This is a genomic window from Chroococcidiopsis sp. [FACHB-1243] (assembly GCF_014696895.1).
Classification (GTDB): Bacteria; Cyanobacteriota; Cyanobacteriia; order Cyanobacteriales; family Chroococcidiopsidaceae; genus Chroococcidiopsis.
Window position 1 is genome coordinate 114,616 of sequence record NZ_JACJQX010000006.1, and the last position, 22,679, is coordinate 137,294.

At 44.5% G+C, this 22,679-nt stretch carries 15 protein-coding genes; 8 read left to right on the plus strand and 7 right to left on the minus strand.

The annotated features are described in order from the left end of the window. Positions 1–700: 700 nt before the first annotated feature. The 5 genes from H6G17_RS06505 to H6G17_RS06525 form a co-directional block, all read right to left on the minus strand. A complete protein-coding gene (locus tag H6G17_RS06505) occupies positions 701–2,557 on the minus strand; it encodes a CheR family methyltransferase (RefSeq protein WP_192155332.1) in 1,857 nt (618 codons plus the stop codon). A gap of 10 nt (positions 2,558–2,567) precedes the next feature. Then, on the minus strand, positions 2,568–4,268 hold the full coding sequence (locus tag H6G17_RS06510; protein ID WP_192155334.1) for a chemotaxis protein CheB: 1,701 nt from the start codon (positions 4,266–4,268) through the stop codon (positions 2,568–2,570). 211 nt (positions 4,269–4,479) lie between these two features. Beyond that, complete coding sequence (locus H6G17_RS06515; RefSeq protein ID WP_192155336.1) at positions 4,480–8,034, minus strand: PAS domain S-box protein; 3,555 nt, start codon at positions 8,032–8,034, stop codon at positions 4,480–4,482. Positions 8,035–8,077: 43 nt separating this feature from the next. Next, positions 8,078–8,506 (minus strand): response regulator, encoded by a 429-nt coding sequence (locus tag H6G17_RS06520; RefSeq protein WP_192155338.1) that lies wholly within the window; start codon positions 8,504–8,506, stop codon positions 8,078–8,080. A 127-nt stretch (positions 8,507–8,633) separates the two neighbouring features. Continuing rightward, entirely contained in the window at positions 8,634–10,406 is a 1,773-nt protein-coding gene (locus tag H6G17_RS06525) for a PAS domain-containing sensor histidine kinase (protein WP_192155340.1), read from the minus strand. A gap of 412 nt (positions 10,407–10,818) precedes the next feature. Between H6G17_RS06525 and H6G17_RS33930 the strand changes: the two genes are divergently transcribed. From H6G17_RS33930 to H6G17_RS06535, 3 genes are all read left to right on the plus strand, one after another. Beyond that, entirely contained in the window at positions 10,819–10,944 is a 126-nt protein-coding gene (locus H6G17_RS33930; protein ID WP_277875942.1) for a hypothetical protein, read from the plus strand. A 133-nt stretch (positions 10,945–11,077) separates the two neighbouring features. After that, positions 11,078–11,824, plus strand: coding sequence for a response regulator transcription factor (locus tag H6G17_RS33935; RefSeq protein WP_039717060.1), 747 nt, complete (start codon positions 11,078–11,080; stop codon positions 11,822–11,824). A 240-nt stretch (positions 11,825–12,064) separates the two neighbouring features. Beyond that, entirely contained in the window at positions 12,065–12,520 is a 456-nt protein-coding gene (locus H6G17_RS06535) for a hypothetical protein (protein WP_192155504.1), read from the plus strand. A gap of 39 nt (positions 12,521–12,559) precedes the next feature. On the opposite strand, the gene H6G17_RS06540 is transcribed toward H6G17_RS06535, so the two are convergent. After that, positions 12,560–12,982 carry a ketosteroid isomerase family protein gene (locus tag H6G17_RS06540; protein WP_192155342.1) on the minus strand — a complete coding sequence of 141 codons (423 nt, stop codon included), beginning with the start codon at positions 12,980–12,982 and terminating at the stop codon, positions 12,560–12,562. Between the two features lie 195 nt (positions 12,983–13,177). Between H6G17_RS06540 and queG the strand changes: the two genes are divergently transcribed. Together queG and H6G17_RS06550 are read left to right on the plus strand one after the other, a co-directional pair. Next, the gene (queG, locus tag H6G17_RS06545) at positions 13,178–14,137 is read left to right on the plus strand and encodes a tRNA epoxyqueuosine(34) reductase QueG (RefSeq protein WP_192155344.1); all 960 of its coding nucleotides are present in this window, start codon (positions 13,178–13,180) and stop codon (positions 14,135–14,137) included. After that, complete coding sequence (locus tag H6G17_RS06550) at positions 14,137–14,793, plus strand: HAD hydrolase-like protein (protein WP_192155346.1); 657 nt, start codon at positions 14,137–14,139, stop codon at positions 14,791–14,793. Before queG ends, H6G17_RS06550 begins: the two co-directional genes overlap by 1 nt. Before the next feature lie 88 nt (positions 14,794–14,881). Here the strand turns inward: H6G17_RS06550 and H6G17_RS06555 are convergent, their stop codons facing one another. Continuing rightward, on the minus strand, positions 14,882–16,510 hold the full coding sequence (locus tag H6G17_RS06555; RefSeq protein ID WP_192155348.1) for a GAF domain-containing protein: 1,629 nt from the start codon (positions 16,508–16,510) through the stop codon (positions 14,882–14,884). 135 nt (positions 16,511–16,645) lie between these two features. Between H6G17_RS06555 and H6G17_RS06560 the strand changes: the two genes are divergently transcribed. From H6G17_RS06560 to H6G17_RS06570, 3 genes are all read left to right on the plus strand, one after another. Further along, positions 16,646–18,625, plus strand: a complete 1,980-nt coding sequence (locus H6G17_RS06560) for a substrate-binding domain-containing protein (protein WP_192155350.1) — start codon at positions 16,646–16,648, stop codon at positions 18,623–18,625. Between the two features lie 575 nt (positions 18,626–19,200). Continuing rightward, the gene (locus H6G17_RS06565) at positions 19,201–20,637 is read left to right on the plus strand and encodes a tetratricopeptide repeat protein (protein WP_192155352.1); all 1,437 of its coding nucleotides are present in this window, start codon (positions 19,201–19,203) and stop codon (positions 20,635–20,637) included. A 355-nt stretch (positions 20,638–20,992) separates the two neighbouring features. After that, a complete protein-coding gene (locus tag H6G17_RS06570; protein ID WP_192155354.1) occupies positions 20,993–22,567 on the plus strand; it encodes a HEAT repeat domain-containing protein in 1,575 nt (524 codons plus the stop codon). The last annotated feature ends 112 nt before the right edge of the window (positions 22,568–22,679 follow it).

Sequence of the window (22,679 nt, forward strand, 5' to 3'; positions counted from 1 at the left end):
CAGCGGGTTGACCATATATTGTATGGCGATCGACCTTTGAGCTAAACCTATCCCTCTAAGGGTAGAAACAAGGTAGTGCTTTGACTTGAGATTAACGGTGGTGTGAAATAAAACAGCGGGCAATAATATACACATGGTTTTTAAAAAAATTCTGTCAAAATTGCTGTTTTTTGGTATTTTTAACTAATCGACTGGCTTGAATTGGTGAAATCAGGTATTATTTTTAACGCGAAGGTTTTGAGGCAAATGCAATATTTCAGCAATAACATTAATATAAGTTAAGGAATGCATGTACGCTAGCTAACATTATTTTCTTTTCACTTTTATACTGCTATTCACTAAAAAAATAGCTAATAAAGTGATTCTCTCAAACCTACTGAAAGGAAGAGAATAACTCAGTCAAAAGCTTTATTTATAGCCTTTTTCAATTCGATGAAATACAAGATCTGTAGGGGCGCACAGCTGTGCGCCCCTACGAATGTATCGCATCATAACGAGAATCGCTATAACCCTCTTCAATCACTCTAATCAAGAAAAAATCTAACTCTAAATTGAGATTGCTTATCCCATATGGCTTTCAGGCTTGACTTTCTAATATCTGACTTCATTTGGAGCATTTTAGAAGAAATCCCTCTGTAGAGCGGGTTCCAGAATTTATTCTCACTGAAGTGATGAAAGAGCGATAAACAGTTATCAGTTGTCAGTTATCAGTTATCGAGGAGTCACTGGTCACTGACCCTTGTTCTTCCATCAACATGATGACCCCGTGAATTCCTTGCCGATAATCCATTAAAGGGGTGAGAGTGACTTTACATTGGATCGCCTTACCGCGCCGATTGATTGCATCTAGAAACACTTCAATAGAGCGAGATTCTCCCGCTAGGCAAGAGCGAATTTGCTGTCGCATCTGCCCGACTGGTAGACCGATATCGAGGTTTAAAAAATGTTGTCCTTCAACTTCGTTACTGCGCAAGCCCCATAGATCTTCAGCTTTATTATTCCAAACTTGGACTTGCAGTTCGCGATTCACGACTACCACTCCACCGCGCAGACTAGTGAGGATCGACTCTAGAAAGGCGTTGACTTGATTCAGTTCCTCGCTGCGCAATCGCAGTTCTTCATTAATTGTCTGCAATTCTTCGTTGGAAGATTGCAGTTCTTCATTAGTCGATTGCAGTTCCTCGTTCGTTGTCTCCAGTTCTTCATTAGAAGATTGCAACTCTTCGTTGGTTGTCTCTAATTCTTCATTGGTTGACTGTAATTCCTCATAAGCCATTTCCAATTCTTGATTGGAATGTTCTAGTTCCTCTTGCAACCGCCGAGAGCGACTGACATCGATAAAGACAATGCTGCATCCCAGCATTCTCCCGTTAATGTCTTGCAGGAGCGATATTTGTACGTCAAAATACAAAGTCTCTCCAGAGGCAGAAATCCACTCTACCTCTGTTTGGCTGATAGCACGCCGTTCGGCATAGGCTTGCTCGATCCGAGAACGCAGTTCTAGAGGGCGGTAAGAAATTTCCAGGTCTTGCAGCGGACGACCCAAATCTCTAGGGTGAATGTTAAATAAGTTGCGGGCGCGTTCGTTAGCTAATGTGAGTAGTCCATTGACATCGATCGCGATCTGAGCGGTGGAATTGAGGTCGAATGCTGTATCTCGAATGCGGACGTGGCTAGCTAAATAATTTGCTTCGTCATCGACGTGATTGTTACCCATAAGCAACAAGCGATCGCGCATATTTCCTTTAGGGACTTTAATGAAAATTCGTCGCTTCAAATCGACTGGCGTGAAAGAATCGCCGTGACTGAGTAACATTTCTGCTTTACCTAAAAATAAGAAGCCAGCATCATTTAAAGCAAAGTGAAAGCGGGCAATAATTCTCGATTGAGCTTCAGCATTGAAATACATCAACGTGTTGCGACATAACAACAAGTCAATGCGGGAAATAGGTGCATCTTGTAACAAGTCATGACGACCGAAAATTACCGAACGGCGGAGGTCTTTACGAAAAGTATAAACACCGTTGGAACCCTCAAAGTAAAGCTCTAACATTTCCGGCGGAACGGAACTCACCTCTCGTTCGTTGAAAGTAGCGTGGCGGGCTTGGTTGAGCGCTTCTTCATCCACATCTGTCGCATAAATTTTGACGCGCTGACGCAACTGCTCGACTCCCACTGCTTCAGCCATCACCATTGCTAAAGTGTAAGCCTCTTGTCCCGAAGCACAGCCAGCACTCCAAATCCGAATTGGTTCTGTAGGTTCCTTGCGGGCAGTAATTCGAGGCACAATTTCTGTCGTCACGTAGTCCCAGGTAGCGCGATCGCGAAAAAAGGACGTGACATTGATCAAAATTGTGTTGAACAAAAGGACGAATTCCTCTGGCGCTACCTCTAGGCGATCCATGTAATCGCTGAAGTTCTCAAGGTCGAGTGCCTGCATTCGTTTGCGCACTCGCCGCATCAAACTAGAACGCTTGTAACCTGTAAAATCAAATCCGCGATTGCGTTTAATGTAGTTAATTAATGCTTCAAACTCAGCATTAGCCTCATCCGTCATTCCTCATCCCTCATCCCTTCACCTCAACTGCAACTAGTTTTACCAAGGTAGGGGCAATCTCGTTTAGCGGTAAAACCAGATCGACAACGCCAGTATTAATGGCTGCTTCTGGCATTCCCCCAAATTCAGCAGTTTTGTAGTCTTGAACAATTACAGTCCCGCCCATTTCTACAATTGCCCTGACTCCCATTGCACCATCGCTACCCGTACCCGTCAAGACAACTGCGATCGCCTGCTGTTTAAAACTAGCGGCTACCGATTCAAAGAGTAAATCTGCTGAAGGACGGACAAAATGTACGAGTTCTGAATGAGTCAACGACAGGCTACCATCTGCATTGACCAGTAGGTGATGGTCTGGCGGCGCAATATAAACTGCTCCCGATCGCAAATTATCTCCCGCTTGGACTTGTACGACGGGCATTTTTGTGCGACGGCTGAGAATATCTGCCATCATGCTAGGGTAGTGAGGGCTGACGTGCTGAACTACAGTAATAGCAGCTGGAAATTCTGTTGGTAATGCCGATAGAACTTGGCTCAGAGCATTCAATCCTCCAGCAGAGGCACAGATCGCTACAACTTTCTGAGGCAGAGAGGAGGAGTCTTCCACGGCAGGATGTTTCATTTCTGCTTCAGGAGTACCTCCTGCGGCTGCACTACTCTGCGATCCTACCACCTGTCCATTCGCTGTAGATGTGTCGCTGCCATTACTTCCGTTTCTCAAGATCAGTTGGCGCACTAAAGTCGCCTGGTGATGTGCGGTTCGCGCTTGTTCTCCAAACCGTTTAGCAGAATAAGTTTGCTGGCGATCGCGGGCGCGGTTTCCCAATCGCTCTGTCAGGGCAGCTTTTTCTTCTAATGCCCGCAGTGCGTTCCACAGTGCGTCTTCCAATGACTCTGACTGAGCGGCAAGCAAACTATCTGTAGAGTAAGCGTGACCCGTGCGACAGCGGAATCGGACGAGCTTGCCTTCATCCAGTTCCCACAGCACGCCACCGCAATCTGGACAACCATATGGGGAGGGTCTGCCAGGGCGATCGGGGTTCTGCATCGCATTTAACTCTAGTTCTGCCATGTCAGCCTCCATTTCCATATCATCAGATACACCTGTTGTTTCTGTTGCTACAGGCTGGCGAGCTAGCTCTGCGATCGAGGCTGCTATATTTACTACAGGTAAAATGCGATCGACTTCTACATTTTCAATTGCACTGCGGGGCATTCCCGAATACATTGCCTCTTCAGGGTCTTGGACGATCGCCACGCCGTCTCGTTGCTTCACCGCCATTAGTCCTGCTGTGCCGTCATCTAGCGTCCCCGACAAGACCACACCCACAACCCGTTGTCCGTATGCCCGTGCTGCCGAGCGAAACAGCGGGTCTACCGCAGGGCGATGACCGTTTTCTTTGGAACCGCGAGCTACAGTAATCGAGCCGCGTTTGACGAGCAAGTGGCGATCGGGTGGTGCGACATAAATTTTGCCATATTCGATCGGCTCGCCATCTTCAGGATGTAATGCCTTGAGTGAAGATTGTTGCTGACGCTTAGCGATCGCCCGATTGAGAATTTTCGGGAGAATACTGTGACTTTCAGAGGGAACGTGCAGCACGACAAAAATTGCCGCTGGAATATCCGACGGTAAATGGCTCAGCAATTGAGACAGAGCTTCTACCCCACCAGCAGAAGCACCGATTACAATTATGTCGTGTCCAGGCATTGGTTAATTAGGGAGCAGGGAAGAGGGAAGAGTGACAAGGGGGACAAGGGGGACAAGGGAGCGATCGAACTAAGTTCACGCTAACAGAATATTGAACTAATAGCTTCATTCTTTAGAGAGTTGGGAGTCGGGAGTCTGGAATAAGTGGTGCGTGGTGCGTGAATCAATTTTGAATTTTGAATTTTGAATTTTGAATTTTGTCCCCTGCTTCCTACTCACCAGTCACTGTCTTCGGTAACTCAACGTTAAATGTCGAACCTTTACCTAATTGACTTTCAACTGAAATTTTGCCTTGCATCATGTGGACTAGCGATTTGGTAATTGCTAAACCTAAGCCAGTTCCACCATGTTTACGGGTTGTTGTTTGATCGACTTGACGAAATTCTTCAAAAATATGATCTAGTTCCGATGCAGCAATGCCAATACCAGTATCCTTGACACTCAGCCTAAATTGCGTATTTGAAAGTTCGCAAGTTTTGATTTCTATACAACCAGATTCAGTAAATTTAATTGCATTAGAAAGTAAGTTGACTAATATTTGACGCAGACGATTACTATCATTAACAATTGTCACATTTTCTGTTTGCAAATCGACATGTATAGGTAACTGCTTCTGCTCTGCTAGAGGTCTAAGTTCATCAATAGTTGATAAGACTAAACGATCTAAGCTAATTAATTCTAGCTGTAGTTCTAGCCGACCTGATTCAATTTTAGATAGATCGAGAATATCATTGATTAAGGCAAGGAGATGTTTACCATTGCTCAAAATGCGATCGATCATGCCAGATTGAGTTCCAGACAGAGCCGCAGAACGCTGGCGTAATAAAACTTGAGCAAAACCAATCACGGCATTCAAGGGCGTGCGTAGTTCGTGAGACATGGTGGCGAGAAACTGAGATTTCAGCCGCGCTGCTTCGATCAACTGGAGATTTTGCTGCTCGATCCGTTGTCTGGTTAACTCCAGTTCTCGATTTTGCTGGGCTAAAGTCAAATTTTGAGCAGCTAGGCGTTCTTCCCGTTCCTCTAAAGCCTGGATTAAGCGAGCATTCCCGATCGCGATCGCCGCCTGTTCTCCTACCGCTGCCATTAAATTTTGGTCTTCGGGGTCGAAGGCATCAAGATTTTGCCAATTTCCCACCACCAGTACACCCAAACGCTCTCCATTCACAGAAGCAATCGGCACTGCATACAAAGAACTAGGAGCCAAAGAGAATTCGGAATTTGGAATTCCAAATTCCGAATTAAATTCTCCTTGTCCCCCTTGTCCCCCTTCCCTGCTCCCAGCTCGTCCCTGCTCCCTGCTCCCTCTAATCAACTGCGCTTCCCCAGTCTCAAATACTTGCCTCAAGACTCCCAAATCGGGATCGAAAATTTCGGTTAAGAGCAATCTTTCCTTGCCAATACCTGCTGTGGCAGAAGTTTCTAATTCGTCAGTCGCAGAATTGTAAGTAGCGATCGCGGCAAAATCTGCATCGGGAATTCCATCACAGACAGCTCCGACGATAACGTGTAGTAGCTCGGATACGTCGGTTAAGCGTTGGTTGAGCAGGTTGCCAATTCGCTGCAAAACGCGCAGTTGTTGTTGCTGTTCGCCTAAAATTACGATCGCCTGACGCAGATTTTCACCAATTTCATTAGCTTCTTGGTAAAGCCGCCCGTTGTCTACTGCTAACCCAGCTCGACGACCGAGATCCTCGGCAAATATCAAGTCGGCATGAGTATAGACTCGCTGTGACTCAGCTGCCACAAAACTAATTGCTCCAAGCGTCCTACCGCGCGCTTGAATTGGGACGCACAGCGCCGATTTCATCTGAATTTGGCGTAAACTTTGTAAATGAGCGCGATCGCGGGCGAGATTTTGGAGTAAGCGATCGTCAATCTCTGGGTATAAAACTGACTCCCCGGTATGGATAACCTGGGCTACGCCCAACGTGCTATTTGGACTAACAGGATAGTGACAAGCTAAAGCTTCTAGCCACCGTACCTGAGATAATGCGGAATGAGCCACGCTCACTTGCCGGATCGAGCCGTCTGCTTCGAGAATGTGAATGCTACACCAATCTGCTAGCTGCGGTACGATCGATTGAGCTAGATTATGCAAAATAGTTTGATAGTCCAGAGAAGCAGCCAGAATGTTGCTAGCTTCAACTAAAAATCGTTCTTGTTCTTCAATCCGTTTGCGCTCCGTAATATCGACAAACGCTCCTATACTGCCTCGGCATTGACCTTGTTCGTCAAATAAAGGTGCGGCGTTGCCAAGTAATTTGACTGGGGGCGTACCTTCTTTTATTACTAAGTCTAACTCTACATCTAACACTGGTCTACCGCTGCTTGCCGCTTGTTGCATGGGTAACTCGGAAGCAGGAATTTCTTGACTTTGACGGAAGACTTTGTATGTCGGTCGTTCTTCTAATGGCGCGCTTTTAGAAGCATTAGCAGTTGATGATAGCCCCATTAGCTTTGCCATCGCTGTGTTGACGCGAATATACTGGCATTTTGGATCTTGGGCGATCGCAATTCCCAGGGGAATCACGTCGAGCAGCGTTTCCAACTCGTTGACTCGTCGCGCCAAATTTCGGTTGAGGTTGATAATTTCAGCTTCCGAGCGTTTGCGATCGCTCAAATCGACAGTAAAGCAAATTGCCGTGTCGGGTAACTGTTCTACAACTGCCGCACCCAATAGTACTGGCACTCGCGTTCCGTCTTTACGGATATACTCTTTTTCATAATAATTAAAACTACCAGCCGTACGCAGTTGTTCGATGACAAGTCGATTTTGCTCGGCATATTCTGGTGGTGTCATTTTCTGCCAGTGCAACTTTCCCGCTTTTAAGTCCTGCTGAGTGTAACCCACCATTTGTAGAAAAGCTTGATTCGCCTCCAGAATTTCCCCACTCAATTTGGTTAATATCACACCTACGATATTTGTCTCCGCCAAGCGCTGAAACCGAGATTCGCTAGCTTTAAGCGCAGCATCCAGCCTTCTACTCTCCGTGATGTCGCTCACGATTCCCGACATTCGATACGGGCAGCCTTGAGAATCTCTTTGAGCTTTTCCCCTAGCCACGCAATGACGATATTCCCCAGAGGAGTGCAGAATCCGAAACTCAGCTTCGCATTTTTGTCCGTGCAGCAGGTGATTTTTAACTACGGTTTTGATCTCGGGTAAATCTTCTGGATGAATTAAATCTAATAGCGCTGTGGGGGTGTGAGTAAATTCTGCCCGCTCGACCCCAATAATTTCTAATAACCTATCGTTGCAATAAACTTCATCGGTAGTACAGTACCAATCCCACACCCCATCATTAGCAGCTTCTAGTACTAATCGATAGCGTTCCTCGCTCTCTCTTAATTTATTGTTTGCCTCTTGAGCTGCCATTTCTACTTTATGCAGGCGGATAGCATTGCGGAGTGTCTGGCTTAGTCCCTCTACCGATAGTTTAGATTTCGATAAATAGTCATATGCCCCCGCTTTCATTAACTGGACGGCGATTTGCTCATCTCCTTGCCCTGTCAATACCACCAAAGGAACGGTAAAGCCCAAAGAGCGAATTTGTTGCACTAAACTCAAGCCATCGCCATCAGGCAAGCGATAATCTAAAAATACGCAGTCAAACTGCTGCTGTTGCAACTGGGCGATCGCTTCAGCACAGCCATTTGCTTCTGACAAATCCATCTTCACCCCAGCAGTGACTAACGCTCGCCTCACTGCCATGCGATCGACTTCATCATCATCTACAACTAAAATTTTGACTGGTTCTTCCATAAAAATCGGGAATCGGAAGTGGTATATACCCTGCTCCCTTCACTTAAGGCATTTCACTTAAAGTCCAATAATTATTCAGCGTTGCCATGACTTGGACAAAGTTATCAAACGTGACTGGTTTGAGAATATATCCAGCGACATTCAGGTTGTAAGCCTCAACTTTATCTCTGTCTTCGTTAGATGTCGTCAACATAACGACAGGGATCTGCTTGAGATTGGCATCACCTCGCAATTCTCGTAAAAATTCAATTCCATTCATTCTGGGCATGTTTAAATCTAATAAAATTAATCGCCGCTCTTGCGGGATTGGCGATGCGCCTTCACTTCCTCGCAAAATTGACAATGCTTCTATCCCATCACTAGCCGTATAGAGTGAATTGGTAATGTTATTTTTCTTAAACGCCCTTTTTACGTTCATGACATCCACTTCGTCATCCTCGACAAGCAGAATATGAATCATTTTGCCTTTCATTATGAAGTTTTATATATTCCATCTTGACTAAAATCGAAGCCTATATGCCTCAATCGTTTGTAGTATTTTTGAGGGAGCAGGGAGCAGAGGGGGAGAGGGGGAGTAATTACCAATTACCAATTACCAATCACCTTGTCCAAGTAAAATAAAAAGCTGCTCCTTGTCCTGGCTGTGATTTTAGCCGAATAGTACCTCCTTGTTGTTCGACAATTTTTTTGACGATCGCTAAGCCGATTCCCGTGCTTTCGATTGTGTCACGGGGCAACAGAGTTTGGAAGATACCAAATACCTTGTCGTGGTACTCGGGCGCAATTCCGTCTCCGTCATCGGCTACGACAAATTCATAATTTGAGGCATACTCTTGCACGGAAATACTGACTTTGCCATCCTGTCTGGGGTGGTATTTAATGGCGTTGCTAATTAAGTTAGTAAAGACTTGTTGTAAAGGCAATTTTTCAGTCACGATTGTCGGCATGGGTGCAATTTCAATTGAGAACGTTTCAGGTGGCGAGAGGGAGTCAACGACCTCTGCCAACAAATCTCCTACAGAAACTTCAATTTTTGGCGTATCCATCCGTCCGATGCGGGAATATTGCAGCAATCCGTTAATTAAGGCTTCCATGCGATGGACGCGCCCCCGTAGTAAGTTCATTTGGTGGCGCGTGTCTGCTGTCAGTTTATCTGATAGATCTTCTTCAATCCATTCTGATAAATTGGCGATCGCTCTCAATGGTGCTTTGAGATCGTGAGAAGCAACGTAAGCAAACTGATCTAATTCTTGATTGCGCTTTTCTAACGTCACGTTAGTTTGCGCTAGCACGGTTGTGAGATAAGTTAATTCCTCTGCCCGCGTTTTGAGTGCGTCTTCCGAAACTTTGCGATCGCTAATATCCAAACAGCAGCCAATATATCCAGCAAAACTCCCGTCGGGGGTAAACCGAGGACTGCCTTTTTCAAAGATCCAACGGTACTTACCATCCGCCCGTCGCAGGCGAAATTCTTGCGCGAACTCTTGCCGACTGTGAAAAGCTGATAAATAAGTTTCCATGCAACGAGAGACATCTTGAGGGTGTACTGCTTCAATCCAACCTTCTCCCAATTCCTGTTTTAAGCTGCGTCCGGTAAAATTCAACCAAGACTGATTGGCAAACTCCCACAAACTGTCAGTCCCAGCCATCCAGATCATCACGGGTGCGCCGTCTGCCATCGTGCGAAATCGAGCTTCGCTTTCCCGCAATTCTGCTTCTGCTTGCTTGGCTGCGGTGATATCCAACATCAATCCCCGCAGTTTAAATTTCCCCTCGCGATCGCGGGCAAAGTGCAGGCGATCGCGCAGCCACACCACACGTCCATCTGCGGCTATGCAACGGTATTCCAAACTACAATCGCGCTCTCGCTTTTCCTGGTGGTAAAAATGTACTATATTTGCCCGATCTTCAGGGTGAATGAGATTCTGCCAAAAGTTCGGCTGCTCTAACCACTGTTCCACCGGGTAGCCTAAAATTCCTACTGCACTTTGACTGACGAAGGTAAATCGTACGGTTGCTGGATCGTATTCCCAAGCAATCGTGTCTTCTAGCCCGTTGACTAAATCTTGAAATCTCTGTTGTACGGCTTCTAGTTGTGCTGTTTTTACTGGTGTCTTTGCCGATTCCGGCTCAGTCAAGTTTACTTCGGTTCGAGCGATACAAGTGACTTGCCGATCCGGTACGTCACTCGCTACTGGGATAACTTGTTCTTGCCACCAATAATAGTTTCCATCTGCTGCCAAAACTCTGTAGGAGACAGTGTAAGCCTGCTGACGAGCGATCGCTTGTTGCCGTTGCTGGTAATAGCGATCGCGATCTTCAGGATGGATGGTCTGCCAAAGTTCCCCAGGAACTGTTTCTATTTGGCTCATTTAGTTTTTGACTGTATTAGCAACTTTATTTTTATGCTAGAGAAAATTTTATGACACTGTTCGATTCATCAAATTTATTCAACCAGTATCGCAGTTAAACTATTAACTTACTAGAGTGGGATGGAAGGGTAAAATCTAAATATTAGAATTTCCATGAACTCTTTTTGTATAAGTCTTTCCGGCAGTTTTTAATAACAATTGTCGTCTTTTATGCCAAAAAATTTACAACTATTATCGAATTAAGTTTTATTATAAGTTTAAGCTAGAATACCTCAAGTTTAAAAAAATTAAAACATACAGAAAAGCCAAAAGTTCTCTCTTGAGGGGGATGAAAAAAACAGGGTAAAAGTATTAAAGCCATAAGTAGAGGTTTTTGCAGGATAGCAAAAGATTGTCTAGGCAATGATGGAGCATGAAAGCTGATGAGGATGGCAATGTAAATAAAAGTACTAAGATTGAATTGTTGAACAAAGCTAGAGTTAAAAACTTACTTGATATAGCACTCTTACAAGAGTTTATGGAATGGCTAGAGCAGTGAGTAAGGGCTGCGATCTACCTCGCTTTGAATCCCACTTGACTTTCAGTTGTAGGACATGCAGCCAAAGCATCATCTGTCATTTAGTACCAGACCAATGACAAATGACCAATGACAAATGAACAATGTAAAAAACATGAGTAAAATTCGCGTTGCTTTAATTGAAGACCACGACCTCACTCGCGTCGGGATCAGAACAGCACTACAACAGCGGCAAGAACTTGAAGTGGTAGGCGAAGCTGCCAACGCTAGCGAGGGTTTGCAGTTATTGCAGACAGTCCATCCCGATATTGCGATCGTGGATATCGGTTTACCTGATAAAGATGGCATTGAACTAACTAGGGAGATTAAGGCAGCCGCAAGCGAGGGAGAAGGATTTACTACCAAAGTTTTGATCTTGACTTTGCGAGACAATCGAGAAGCAGTGTTAGCTGCTTTTGCGGCGGGGGCTGATTCTTATTGCATGAAGGATATTAGTTTCGATAACTTACTAGAAGCATTGCGCGTCACCCACAGCGGCAATGCTTGGATCGATCCCGCGATCGCCCGCATTGTTTTACAGCAAGTCAAACCCGCACCTGCCGAAGTTCCTGCTGCTGTAGTCGCTGAAGTTAGTAAAGAAGACAAAGACAACAAAACTGTTGCTATCCATGCAGCTGATGAAGACTACGACCAAATGTTAGCTGCTTACCCCCTCACCGAAAGAGAATTAGAGGTATTGCAACTAATTGTAGAAGGTTGTAGTAATGCTGTAATTGCGGAAAAACTATACATTACCGTTGGTACGGTAAAAACCCACGTCCGCAACATCCTGAACAAACTCTGCGCCGATGACCGCACCCAAGCCGCAGTCCGCGCCCTCAGATCTGGATTGGTTGGCTAGGTTTTTGTAGAGACGCGATATATCGCGTCTCTACAGAGAAATATTTACAAAAGCTCAACTTATAGTAAGTATTACTATAAATTTTGTTAAGTTAGGTTTATCAGTCGGTAGTGAATGTCTAATAGTGGGGTAAAGAGTTGCATCGCAAGGTCAAAAGAGGCAAGTGCTAAGTTTCTAACCTAACGGCAAGCTATGCGATCGCTTGAAATTGGGCGTAAGATTCAGAACCCAGATTTACCCATGACACAGTTATTTGCTTTGTCTCCGCGCTACTGTCTTGATGATGAACTACCCTGGTTGGAAGCAATCGATCCTAGCCGTCACTACTGGATTGCTGTTAATGGCGATCGCAGCGCGATCGTCGCAATTCCAGGGCTAACAGTCTCCTCTTTTGACGAGTTCAAGCAAGCAATTCGGCAATTTAGAGCCTTGCAAGTAGGGGAACAAATGTCTGTAGCACGGGCAGCCAGTGCTTGTACTGTTTACTGCATCAGTTCTAACTGCTATGCCATCTCAGCAAAGGTAAATGGTGCTGCTATATGGCACTTATTCGATTATGAAACTTTAGAGAGTCTGCTAATGACTGCATATCCAGACTGGCAATGCAGCCCTAAAGATATCGAAATGGGTCGCCAACTCCTAGCAAAATCTTTTCAGATAGTGGTTAGTGGCGAGTGGCTGGTGGCTAGTGATTAGTGGTTAGACTCTTTGCAGTCACTGATAACTGTTCCTTTCCTATCGCTTCAAACTCAACAACTCCTGCGGTGAGGCTAAGAGTTTGATTTTGGTGGCAGCAATTTCTTGCTGAGAATTGAGTAAAAAGAACCAAGAAACGTTCACGCCAAACAGAGGGGTTTGCACTTTCCCCACGACTTGCACCTCTAAATCGCCTTCCACAACCTGGGAAATTCCTCGCTCTGGCTCCAACTTCATCCCCTGAGCTTCCCGCTGCAAGAAGGAAGCGATCGCCTCTCGTCCCAAAATTCCTGCTTCAAAAGGAGGATACATCACTCCATCTGTAGCGAATAAATTTGCACAGGCTTGATAATTTTCTGTGTTTAAAGTGTCAAAGTAACGAATAATGGTAGATTCTGTAATTCCTGCTATTTGTTGTACCGTATCCTGCGGCGATCGCGTTGATGCTTCCATGCGATTCATTCATCCCTCTCGACAAAAACAGCTTGCGCTTAACGCTCACGATCGCATATAAGAGCAGGTCAAAACCTGCCCCTATAGAAGGATTCTAGAATTTTTCATTTGTAACTCGTCATCACTCATTTGGGTGTACTATCCGAATGACATATAACGAGTAACCGGATATCAAATTAGCCCCCAGCCACTCGCCAATCACAAATGACTAACTTAACCAGCGACCAAATCAAACAAAAAGCCTTAGAAATAGGGTTTCACAAAGTCGGCATTGCCGCAGTGGAAGCAGTAGGAACTACAGAGCGGCAGAGGTTGCAAGCTTGGTTGCAACTGGGATATCAAGCAGATATGGCATGGATGGCAAACCCCAAGCGGGAGGATATTCGTTTAGTCATGCCAGAAGTGCGATCGCTAATTTGCGTGGCGCTCAACTATTACACTCCTCACCAGCATTCTACAGATCCAACAAATGCAAAAATTTCTCGTTATGGCTGGGGTAGAGATTATCACAAGGTATTGCATAAAAAGCTCAAAGCCTTGAGTCAGTGGTTGCGATCGCAAGCAGCAGATATCCAAACGCGGTTCTATGCTGATACGGGTCCAATTCAGGATAAAGCGTGGGCGCAACAGGCAGGTATCGGTTGGATTGCTAAAAATGGTAATGTGATTACACGAGAATATGGTTCTTGGGTATTTTTGGGTGAAGTGCTGACTGACTTAGTTTTGACCCCAGATAGAACCCATACGCAACATTGCGGTAATTGTACTCGCTGCATAGAGGCATGTCCCACACAAGCAATTACGCAGCCTTTTGTCGTCGATGCCAATCGCTGCATTGCTTATCATACAATCGAAAATCGTGCCGAACAGTTACCTGAAGCGATCGCTTCCCGTCTTGATGGTTGGGTAGCTGGTTGCGATATTTGTCAAGATGTTTGTCCTTGGAACCAGCGTTTTGCTCGCACGACAGACATTAACGAATTTCATCCTTATGCACGCAATCTCGCACCAAAACTCACAGAACTAGCAACAATAGAAGACGGCGAGTGGGATCGGCGCTTTACAGGTTCAGCCTTGCGGCGGGTCAAACCCGAAATGCTGAGAAGGAACGCCCGTGCTAATCTTGAATCGTCGGCTACGATTGTTTATTCCGATTCACTGTAATGACCATTAAGGTGATATTTTTTGATTTTGACGGTACTATTGCCGATACACTTTACTCCATTGTCGGTATTACTAATCGCTTAGCTGTAGAATTCGGACATAAACCCATCAGCACCGCAGAAATCGCTCAGATTAAAAACCTGAGTTCGCGTCAAATTATCAAACAATCAGGAATTTCAATTCTCAAATTTCCCCTGTTAGTTGCTAAAGTCAAATCAGAGCTGAATGCAGAAATTTCTAAAATTCAACCTTTTCCCGAGATTAAAGAAACTTTAGTGGAATTGAGAAAACGAGTTGATAAAGTCGGCATCCTGAGTTCTAACTCTAAAGATAATATTTTTGCTTTTTTGGAACTCAATGATATGGATTATTTATTTGATTTTATTTATACAGAAGCCGCTCTCTTCAGTAAAAGTAGAGTCATCAAAAAGATTTTGAAGCAAGAGAAGATTGCACCGTCAGAGAGCGTCTATATCGGAGATGAAACCAGAGACATAGAAGCAGCAAAAAGAAGTAAAGTCACTGCGATCGCCGTTAGTTGGGGTTTCAACTCCGCCGCAGCCCTGGAACAATATCAGCCCGATTTTCTCATCCACCAACCAGCAGAACTCATCGCGGCGATCGATAAATTAAAGACTAGTGATGGTTGTTGGTAATGGGTAATGGGTAATTGTTGGTTGTTGGTTGATGGTTGACCGCTCCCTTGTCCCCCTTGTCCCTTCTTCCCTGCTCCCTGATAACTGCCTACTCCTCGTCTGTTTCCATTTCTTCCATCAGGCTGACTCGATCGATCGCAAATCCTATTTGCGTCGCTAACTGAACAAATAAGTCAATTTCTTCCTGTTGCCAATTTCTCGGTTCGGAACAGTGATGGGCAATTAATAATCCCAGTAACTCATTGTTTTTCAAGATTGGTGCTACCAAATTAGCTTTAACTGCAAACTGCTCTAATAATCGGCGATAGCAGTCTTCAACTCGTCCCGCTTGGTAAATATCATCAATGACTGTGACATGACCTTGCTTGTAGATTTCGGCATACTTTTCTCTCATGCAAGGATCGTCAATTCTCACTCTTAAAGTTTGGGGCCAGCCTGGGGCAACAGACTCTGCCACGACAATGCCATCCCAATTACTAGAATCTAGACCGTAAACGACTACGCGATCGGTTTTGATCGCACGCCTGACTTCTTTCACAGCAGTTTTCAGTAACTCTTCTAAAAATTGAGCTTGCTGAATTCGCAAAGTAATTTCTGTGAGTAAATCGGCACGTTCGGCATCGGCTTCCTGCTTTTCTAAAAATGTAACTTGTTCGGATGCTACTCCTACCTGTTTTGCCAAATGAGAGAATAACTCAACTTCATGAGGCAACCAAAGCCTAGGTTCGGAACATTGATTAACAATCAATAAACCAAATAGTTGACCGTTTTTAGTAATCGGCGCTACCATCTGCGCTTTGATCGCAAACTGTTCTAACAATTTAATATGGCAATCGGTCAGTTCTCCCCCATAAATATCGTGAGTTACGCAAATTCGACCATTGATATACTTTTCTACGCCCTCGTTCGATTCAGAAAAATATGTGTCGGTAATTTTAATCTTTAAGCAGGAAGGTAAGCCAGGTAAAACAGATTCAGCGACAACATTACCACTCCAGTCAGGATTAAATTGATACACAAAAACTCGATCGGCGCTGAGAGCGCGACGTATTTCTTTTGTAGCGGTTTTTAACAACTCATTGAGATATTGTGCTTGTCGAAACTTGAGCGAAATTTCGGTCGCTATTTTAGCTGACTCAATCGTGGCAATTTGTTGATGGCTAACATCAACCTTTTCCAATGCTGCACTATTGAGAATTGCTAGCGGAGAGTAAGAGTCATCCGGTTCTAATTTTGGCTTTTCACCTGCATCGACAGCAGATTTTGCTGGACGCATAGCTCGATTCGCAAAAAAAGCAGTCAACAAACCAATTAGTAGCAGCGATGCGACAACAGTTTCGATTAAAAGAGTCACTGGCAGCTGAGTGGGAGAATCAGCCAGGTCTGGATTGTCCACGCGGGCTTCAGCTTGGGCATTAAACTGTGGGACTAGGCGATCGTCAGCTTGCGCAAGGCTTTTGTCAGTCAAAACTGGCAAAATCCCAACAGCAATAATTAACGCTACGAGCTTGGTTCTAAAACTGCTTTTTTGCCACCAAAGGCGATGTTTGGAAAGCTTAGTCCCTGGGTCTGGATTATTGCGGCAAGATGGCGGATAATTATCTCTAGAGTCGTGAATTGTTATACTGCTAAAATTATTAAATTGTATACATCTAGAGGTAGTGGTACGTCTACGGGTGGAATACTGCTCGGCAAAATGGAAAGGAATTTGACTCATTGTGCGCTCGCTTGGCTAATACTCTGAAAACTGCCGCCGAAAAAACTTTCACATTTAGCATCTTGAGGTCATTTTTAAATTTTTGCAATACTTTTCAACATAGGTAGCCGCATTTAGCTTTTTAATTTTAGACATATGTACTTACTTCTCGGTCAACTTGTTTATACCAGCTTTGCAGGCAAAGGATTCAAAACTGTTTGCAGTCCGCAGGTTTCGCCAGAAATTCAGCAAGCTTTCTTGCAACATGTAGTTTCCCAACATTGGGATTCTTACAATCCTCCAGAACCCAAATATCGTGCGGCTTACATATATCAAATCGACTCAGAGCAAACTTTGTTTGGCTGGTTATACAACGATGGCGTGGACGAGCTAGGACGCGGCAACGTACCATATTTTATTTGTTATTACATTTCAGAACCACTGTTTGATTTTCAACTAGCAAATATATTTACTTGTTTGGAGCGAGGACCAGTAACAATCTTAGATCGACACCAGCCTCGCGCACATACAAAAACCAAGGTTTTATCAAATTTGTGGGACTACCCACCAGCAAAAGCAGGGGTGTCAACTCCTCTGTACCTGCGACAGCAAAGCTATACAGACTTGCGCCAAGGAAATTTGTTGGAGCTATTTGTGCCGATTGACGCACAGGAAAGTGCCGTCGATTTCCCCGAAAGAACTTACGAGCAGCAAATGGCGCATCTCTCTATTTATACTAGTTATGCAATTGATGGCTTAGAGCTTGAACCGGGGCATGTTCTTACAGCAGATGTTGCGACTATTGCAGTCGATCCGATCGCCTCTAAGAGTCAGTCAAAACCCAAGTTACCGTTGTATCAGTTCTACAAACAAACATTAGGAAAAGATCGAGAGTCAGAAAGTTTGATTCAGAAGGGTTCGACAAATTTATTATCTAAATACAAAAAAAAATCGACTGCCAGCCGCGATCGCCACTCTATGTCAGCAAATTCTAACTCCGGTCGCTTGGCATTAGCAGGAAATAACTTCTCCCCAGTCGATTTGAAGCCGTTGGTATTAGGACAAACAGTTGATAATAACGCCGAACGCCTGACTTGGGGTTATAAAAACTCTCAACTTTGGCTCAAAGTTGGCATTTTAGCAAGTGCGGTAGCGCTCGGGTTTTCGCTATACGGTCTGATGCATTCGGGTATGTCTAATACCGATTCGCGAGTCTACGTAGCATCGCAAGTCAAGCGCGATCGAAACTACAAAGCCTTGGCAGCAGTTCCTAACGTCCCTTCGGGTACGTTTCGATATGGTGGCTCTACCACTTTTGCGCCACTGCGATCGCCCACAACTGTCGCAACGATTGCCCAAGCTCAGCCACAATTTGAACTACTCTACACCGATCCTTATAAAAATAGACATGGCTCTACCGTAGGCATCCAAATGTTGCTAATAGGTAAACTCAGCTTCGCACAATCTTCTCGCCCGATTCGAGCGGCAGAATTAAGACGAGCCCAACAACTCGGTTTTACTTTAGAACAAATTCCCGTTGCGATTGATGGCATTGCTCTATATGCCAATCCTCAAGTTGCCGTTTCTGGGTTAACGCTGTCCCAAGTTAAAGATATTTTCACTGGGAAGATCGTTAACTGGAAACAACTCGGTGGCTCGGATTTACCGATCGTACCCATTAGCCGCGATCCTCAAGTCAGCGGTACTGCTAATTTTCTGCAAGAAAAAGTTCTGGCAGAAGAAAATTTTGGCTCCAACGTGCGATTAGTTAACACGACAACCGATGCTATCCGTACCGTCGCCAAAACTCCAGGCGGAATCAGCTACGCTACTGCCTCAGAAGCAGTTCGCCAGCAGAGCATAGATCCTATTTCTTTAGCAACCATCTCTCCCTTGCCACTGGCTGCAAGTAACGGTGGCTTTGTTTCTCCTTTCGACCTCCAGCGCAAAAATGTCGCTAATACTACAGCTTTTGCTAACGGGACTTACCCCTTAACTCGTCGCCTTTACATCATCGTCAAGCGAGATGGCAGCGTTGACGAACGCGCTGGGATTGCCTACACGAATTTATTGTTTTCTGAAGAAGGACAGCAACTCGTGGAGCAAGCCGGTTTTGCCCCCTTGCGCCTACGCTGAGATTTTACCTTCTAAATACTCGCAAAAGTGAAAAAAATCTATTTTTTTACATCTGGAAATTTCTTCGACCGGATAATCTTTTTTGATCTAAATATATTGGCTTTTACGAATTGTCTAGCCTGCCTCTAATGCTCAATGAAGACTCTAAGTTTTTTCTTTAAAACAGTGGACTGGCCGATCGCTTGCCACTATGCTCGAAAGAGAGGGTTTGTCAGCCTAATAACCGCCAACAACTGTTTTATTCAAATGCAAGACATTATAGAGACACACGGCTGCGAACTTCACGGAGTTGCACGCCTCGTTCAACTAGAACGCGCTATATGCAATCTCTTTAGAGTCTAAATGTGCATTTTTAGGAGTAGCGTCAGAATTGCAGCTATATTGACCGCAATTATATTTATTCTGTTGTCGCAGCAAAATCAAGTGTAATCCTTGGAGTTATTTGCTAGCGATGCAGTGAATAGTGATGTATGGTATTTAACTTTCAGGAATAATAACTTAGTGGTATGCTGCTGCTAATCAATCTCACCTAGCACTTAAGCTAATGTTACAAAAACTATAGAGCCAAAAAAACTATGTCAGTGAAACTTCGCAAGCAGCATCTAACCGTGTTACCTCAAAACTTACCAACAAATAAAACATTTAATCTTTTAAGCATTGGGCAAAGAGGCGTAGGAAAAACGGTTTTCCTCGTCGGTAGCTATACGGAGCTACAGACTGAAAGTTCCAAAAAGCAACCGCACAAATTATGGTTTGAATGCCAAGACAACCAGGTAAAGGAAAATGTAGATAAAATTCTTAAATATATAGACCAGACGGATCAGTATCCACCACCGACGATGAAAGTCGTCAACTTCAGCTTTAACCTAAAACGACAAAGCTTTTGGGGTGAAAAAACAGTATGCCATTTCCGCTGGAATGATATCCCTGGCGAAATCTGCGACGTTCACAACTCTGATTTTCGCGAACTCGTGTTTAACTCGCATGGCTGCTGCGTGTTTATTGATGCCTACGCTCTCAGGCACAGCGATGCTTACATTCAAGTATTGGAAAATATCTTCGAGCAAGTCATGGCATTGACGAGCTTGGTTTATCTCAATGGATTAGATTATCCATTAGCTATAGTGCTGACTAAGTACGATCTATTAGAATCTAATGCAGCAACTCAAAAAGTCATAAAAAATAAATTAGAACCTTTGATCGCTCATCTCAACACCGTCAAAGCGCGCTACGAGATTTTTCATTCCTCTATACCTCTAGTCCGAGAAAACAACACAGTAACTCTCAAACCCAAAGGAACAGCTATCGCTTTTCTTTGGTTAGTATGGGAGCTAAATAAAATACATAGCTCCAGTGCAGAGAATCAGCTTTTGGGATTAATTCATCGCATTATTCCTGGCGATGCCAACGCTCGCTCGAAGAACCCTAACGGAGTGATGCAATCTTTATTCGATTCTAACCGCAAACTGAGTAATCAAAGCGATCGCCACTCCTCTGTTAGAGAGAAAATGGGGTCGAAACTCGGGTGGTTCCTCGGCATTGGTTTAGTTGGAATAGCCCTACTCTCCCTACTCGGTTACCAACGGTCTACTTCACAGATTCGCACGGGTGAAGCATTGTACGATGTTGAAGCTTTACAACAAGCTGGAAAACTAGATAAAGCGATCGCTTCGTTAGAACAACTAGTACAAAACAATCCCGATAATATAGATTTGCGTTTGCGTTTAGCAGAGCAATACGAGCTAACAGGTAATGCTGCTGGTGCGGAAAAAACTTACGACCAAATTTTGGCAAGACAAAACAATAACCTTAAAGCTTTAGTACGCAAAGCCGTGCTGCGTCAAATTCATAAAGATAGTCAAGGTGCGGCTCAGTTATTTGAGCAAGCAGAAGCAGCGGCTCCAGATGCTCTGAAACCACAAATTCGCACCTTAGCTAAAAAAACCTTAAATTCTTCTCAAGAAAATCAGAAGTTGAAAGGAGCGAAAACCACAGAACTCAAGAGCGATTGATAGGTTTTATACTCCAGATAATTGCGGCTAGCTCTCAAATCTTCTCTGTCCGTATAGGGGAAAGTGTAGCATTTATAGCTGCTCAAAATTTGCAGTTCGATTGGCAACTTGCCTCTAGCCTCTTTTTGATGAGTGTTGCGTTCAGAGAAGTTCTTCCATTAAAAAAGTCTTTACTAAAAGTGAATTGGCTGTATAATAATTTACAACGCTATCAAGATCGTTTATATAATATGCAGTTGTCAGAGAAAAAACGTTACAGTCTTGATGCGCGCACTACTAGTAAAAGCTAGCTCAACAACCAACAGCCAATCGGCAATTTATAGGATGAGTGCTAGCAGATTTACCGAAATAATGTATGAAGAAAAGCCGCAAGTTGCAATTAATAATTCTGTGGTTACCTGTATCTAGTTTTTGCTTTTGTTTCAATCTCCTTTCAATCGATATAGTCAGAGCAGAAGCATGTTCCGATCGGGAAATTAATTCTTATATAACCAAGCTGGGCAACACTAACGAATGGATATTCACTGTAGCAGCGCTGAAAAAGTGTGGCGATCGCGCAGTAAAAGCATTGAGTCAAGAATTACAGCAAAAGGACGAAAGCATTAGAATTAATGCGGTTGCCGCTTTGGGAAGTCTGGGAGCAGCGGCGCACTCGGCAATTCCGGCTTTGAGCGTTACAGCTTTAGCAGATAAAAGTCCCGTAGTACGTTCTAGTGCAGCATACGCGCTTGGTAGTATGGGAGTAGCAGCAGAAAGTGCCGTCCCCGCGCTCACAGTCGCACTACAAGATGAAGATAGATCGGTGCGATCGATGGTCGTATCTGCAATTGGTAGCATGGGAGCAGCAGCAGAAAGTGCCGTTCCCGCACTGAGCCAGACGCTCCGCGATCCCGATCGCACGGTGCGATCGAACGCTATCTATGCTTGGGCTAAAATTGCAACTGGCTGGCAGCAAAAAGCCACAACGCTTTCCCATCTCCAATTAGAACAAGACATTCGCGAATTGGAAACGGCGCTGAAAATTATTGAAACCAGTCAAGAGTTATTTCCAGAAGCAGAGGTAGCGCTCTTACGTCAGTCATCGCAAGTACTCAAATCGCATCGCTACCCCAACGGGAGCGAGATCGCGCTGAAATTGCTCTCACAGTATCGATGGCTACCAATTGGCATAGTATATATCGCTACGCTGACATCATTTTGGTCGCTACTCCTCTGGCAGCGTCCGCTGTGGATTTTAGGTATTAACAATGCATTACAACGATACTCTAGCATTGGGTTACCAGGTTTTTCTGGCAGAATGAAATTGCCAATTAACTGGTTAGTTTTAGTTGGTTTTTTCCACTATCATCCCAGAGTGCTGAATGCTTGGTTTGCTACCCAAACGCTCGACCCTCAGATGCAGCAGCAGGCACTCGCTCAATCTAATTCTGCAAGCAAACCTACTGATGTGCCGTTGTTAGAAGCAAATAGCGTGCAAAAATATGCCAAAGCGATCGCCTGGGAATGTATCAAACAGACATTTCAGCCAGCCGCAGTCAAACGCGAACAATTACTCAGTGAGATTGGGGCGATCGCAGGATACGATACCGCTAAAATTTACCTAGAACATTTAGAGCAGAATCTCGGTTTGCTGCAAGCGATCGGTAAGGCACAAGATAAAGTGCGCTTTACTCACGATCTGTTAGCAGAATATCTAGCTAGCCAATATCTCGTAGAATTATGCTGCGACAATGAAAACAACTGGCGCAAGTTTTTGGCGCGAGTAGACACCGTTCCCGATTGCGTGGCGATGAAGAGATTTTTATTATCTGTACGAGACTGCTGCATGGCTTTACAGGCAACAGTAAAAGTTCCTAGCTTTGTGACTGAAGAACTGAGTCAACGTGCTGGCATCGCTCAAAAATCACCGTCACAGATCCAGGCTGTATAAACGAGTGGAAATCGGAAATGGACTGACAACTTTGTAGAGACGTTACATGTAACGTCTCTACACTGACAACTGATTAGCTAAACTACTCGTATAAGGACGATAGTATTAGCAA

What these genes read in the sequence shown, in the direction of transcription:
- H6G17_RS33930 (WP_277875942.1), top strand. Translation starts at nt 10,819, where the DNA reads ATGAAAGCTGATGAGGATGGCAATGTAAATAAAAGTACTAAGATTGAA.
- H6G17_RS06510 (WP_192155334.1), bottom strand. Translation starts at nt 4,268, where the DNA reads ATGCCTGGACACGACATAATTGTAATCGGTGCTTCTGCTGGTGGGGTA.
- H6G17_RS06520 (WP_192155338.1), bottom strand. Translation starts at nt 8,506, where the DNA reads ATGAAAGGCAAAATGATTCATATTCTGCTTGTCGAGGATGACGAAGTG.
- H6G17_RS06515 (WP_192155336.1), bottom strand. Translation starts at nt 8,034, where the DNA reads ATGGAAGAACCAGTCAAAATTTTAGTTGTAGATGATGATGAAGTCGAT.
- H6G17_RS06525 (WP_192155340.1), bottom strand. Translation starts at nt 10,406, where the DNA reads ATGAGCCAAATAGAAACAGTTCCTGGGGAACTTTGGCAGACCATCCAT.
- H6G17_RS06570 (WP_192155354.1), top strand. Translation starts at nt 20,993, where the DNA reads ATGAAGAAAAGCCGCAAGTTGCAATTAATAATTCTGTGGTTACCTGTA.
- H6G17_RS06555 (WP_192155348.1), bottom strand. Translation starts at nt 16,510, where the DNA reads ATGAGTCAAATTCCTTTCCATTTTGCCGAGCAGTATTCCACCCGTAGA.
- H6G17_RS06535 (WP_192155504.1), top strand. Translation starts at nt 12,065, where the DNA reads ATGACACAGTTATTTGCTTTGTCTCCGCGCTACTGTCTTGATGATGAA.
- H6G17_RS06540 (WP_192155342.1), bottom strand. Translation starts at nt 12,982, where the DNA reads ATGAATCGCATGGAAGCATCAACGCGATCGCCGCAGGATACGGTACAA.
- H6G17_RS06560 (WP_192155350.1), top strand. Translation starts at nt 16,646, where the DNA reads ATGTACTTACTTCTCGGTCAACTTGTTTATACCAGCTTTGCAGGCAAA.
- H6G17_RS06565 (WP_192155352.1), top strand. Translation starts at nt 19,201, where the DNA reads ATGTCAGTGAAACTTCGCAAGCAGCATCTAACCGTGTTACCTCAAAAC.
- H6G17_RS06550 (WP_192155346.1), top strand. Translation starts at nt 14,137, where the DNA reads ATGACCATTAAGGTGATATTTTTTGATTTTGACGGTACTATTGCCGAT.
- queG (WP_192155344.1), top strand. Translation starts at nt 13,178, where the DNA reads ATGACTAACTTAACCAGCGACCAAATCAAACAAAAAGCCTTAGAAATA.
- H6G17_RS06505 (WP_192155332.1), bottom strand. Translation starts at nt 2,557, where the DNA reads ATGACGGATGAGGCTAATGCTGAGTTTGAAGCATTAATTAACTACATT.
- H6G17_RS33935 (WP_039717060.1), top strand. Translation starts at nt 11,078, where the DNA reads ATGAGTAAAATTCGCGTTGCTTTAATTGAAGACCACGACCTCACTCGC.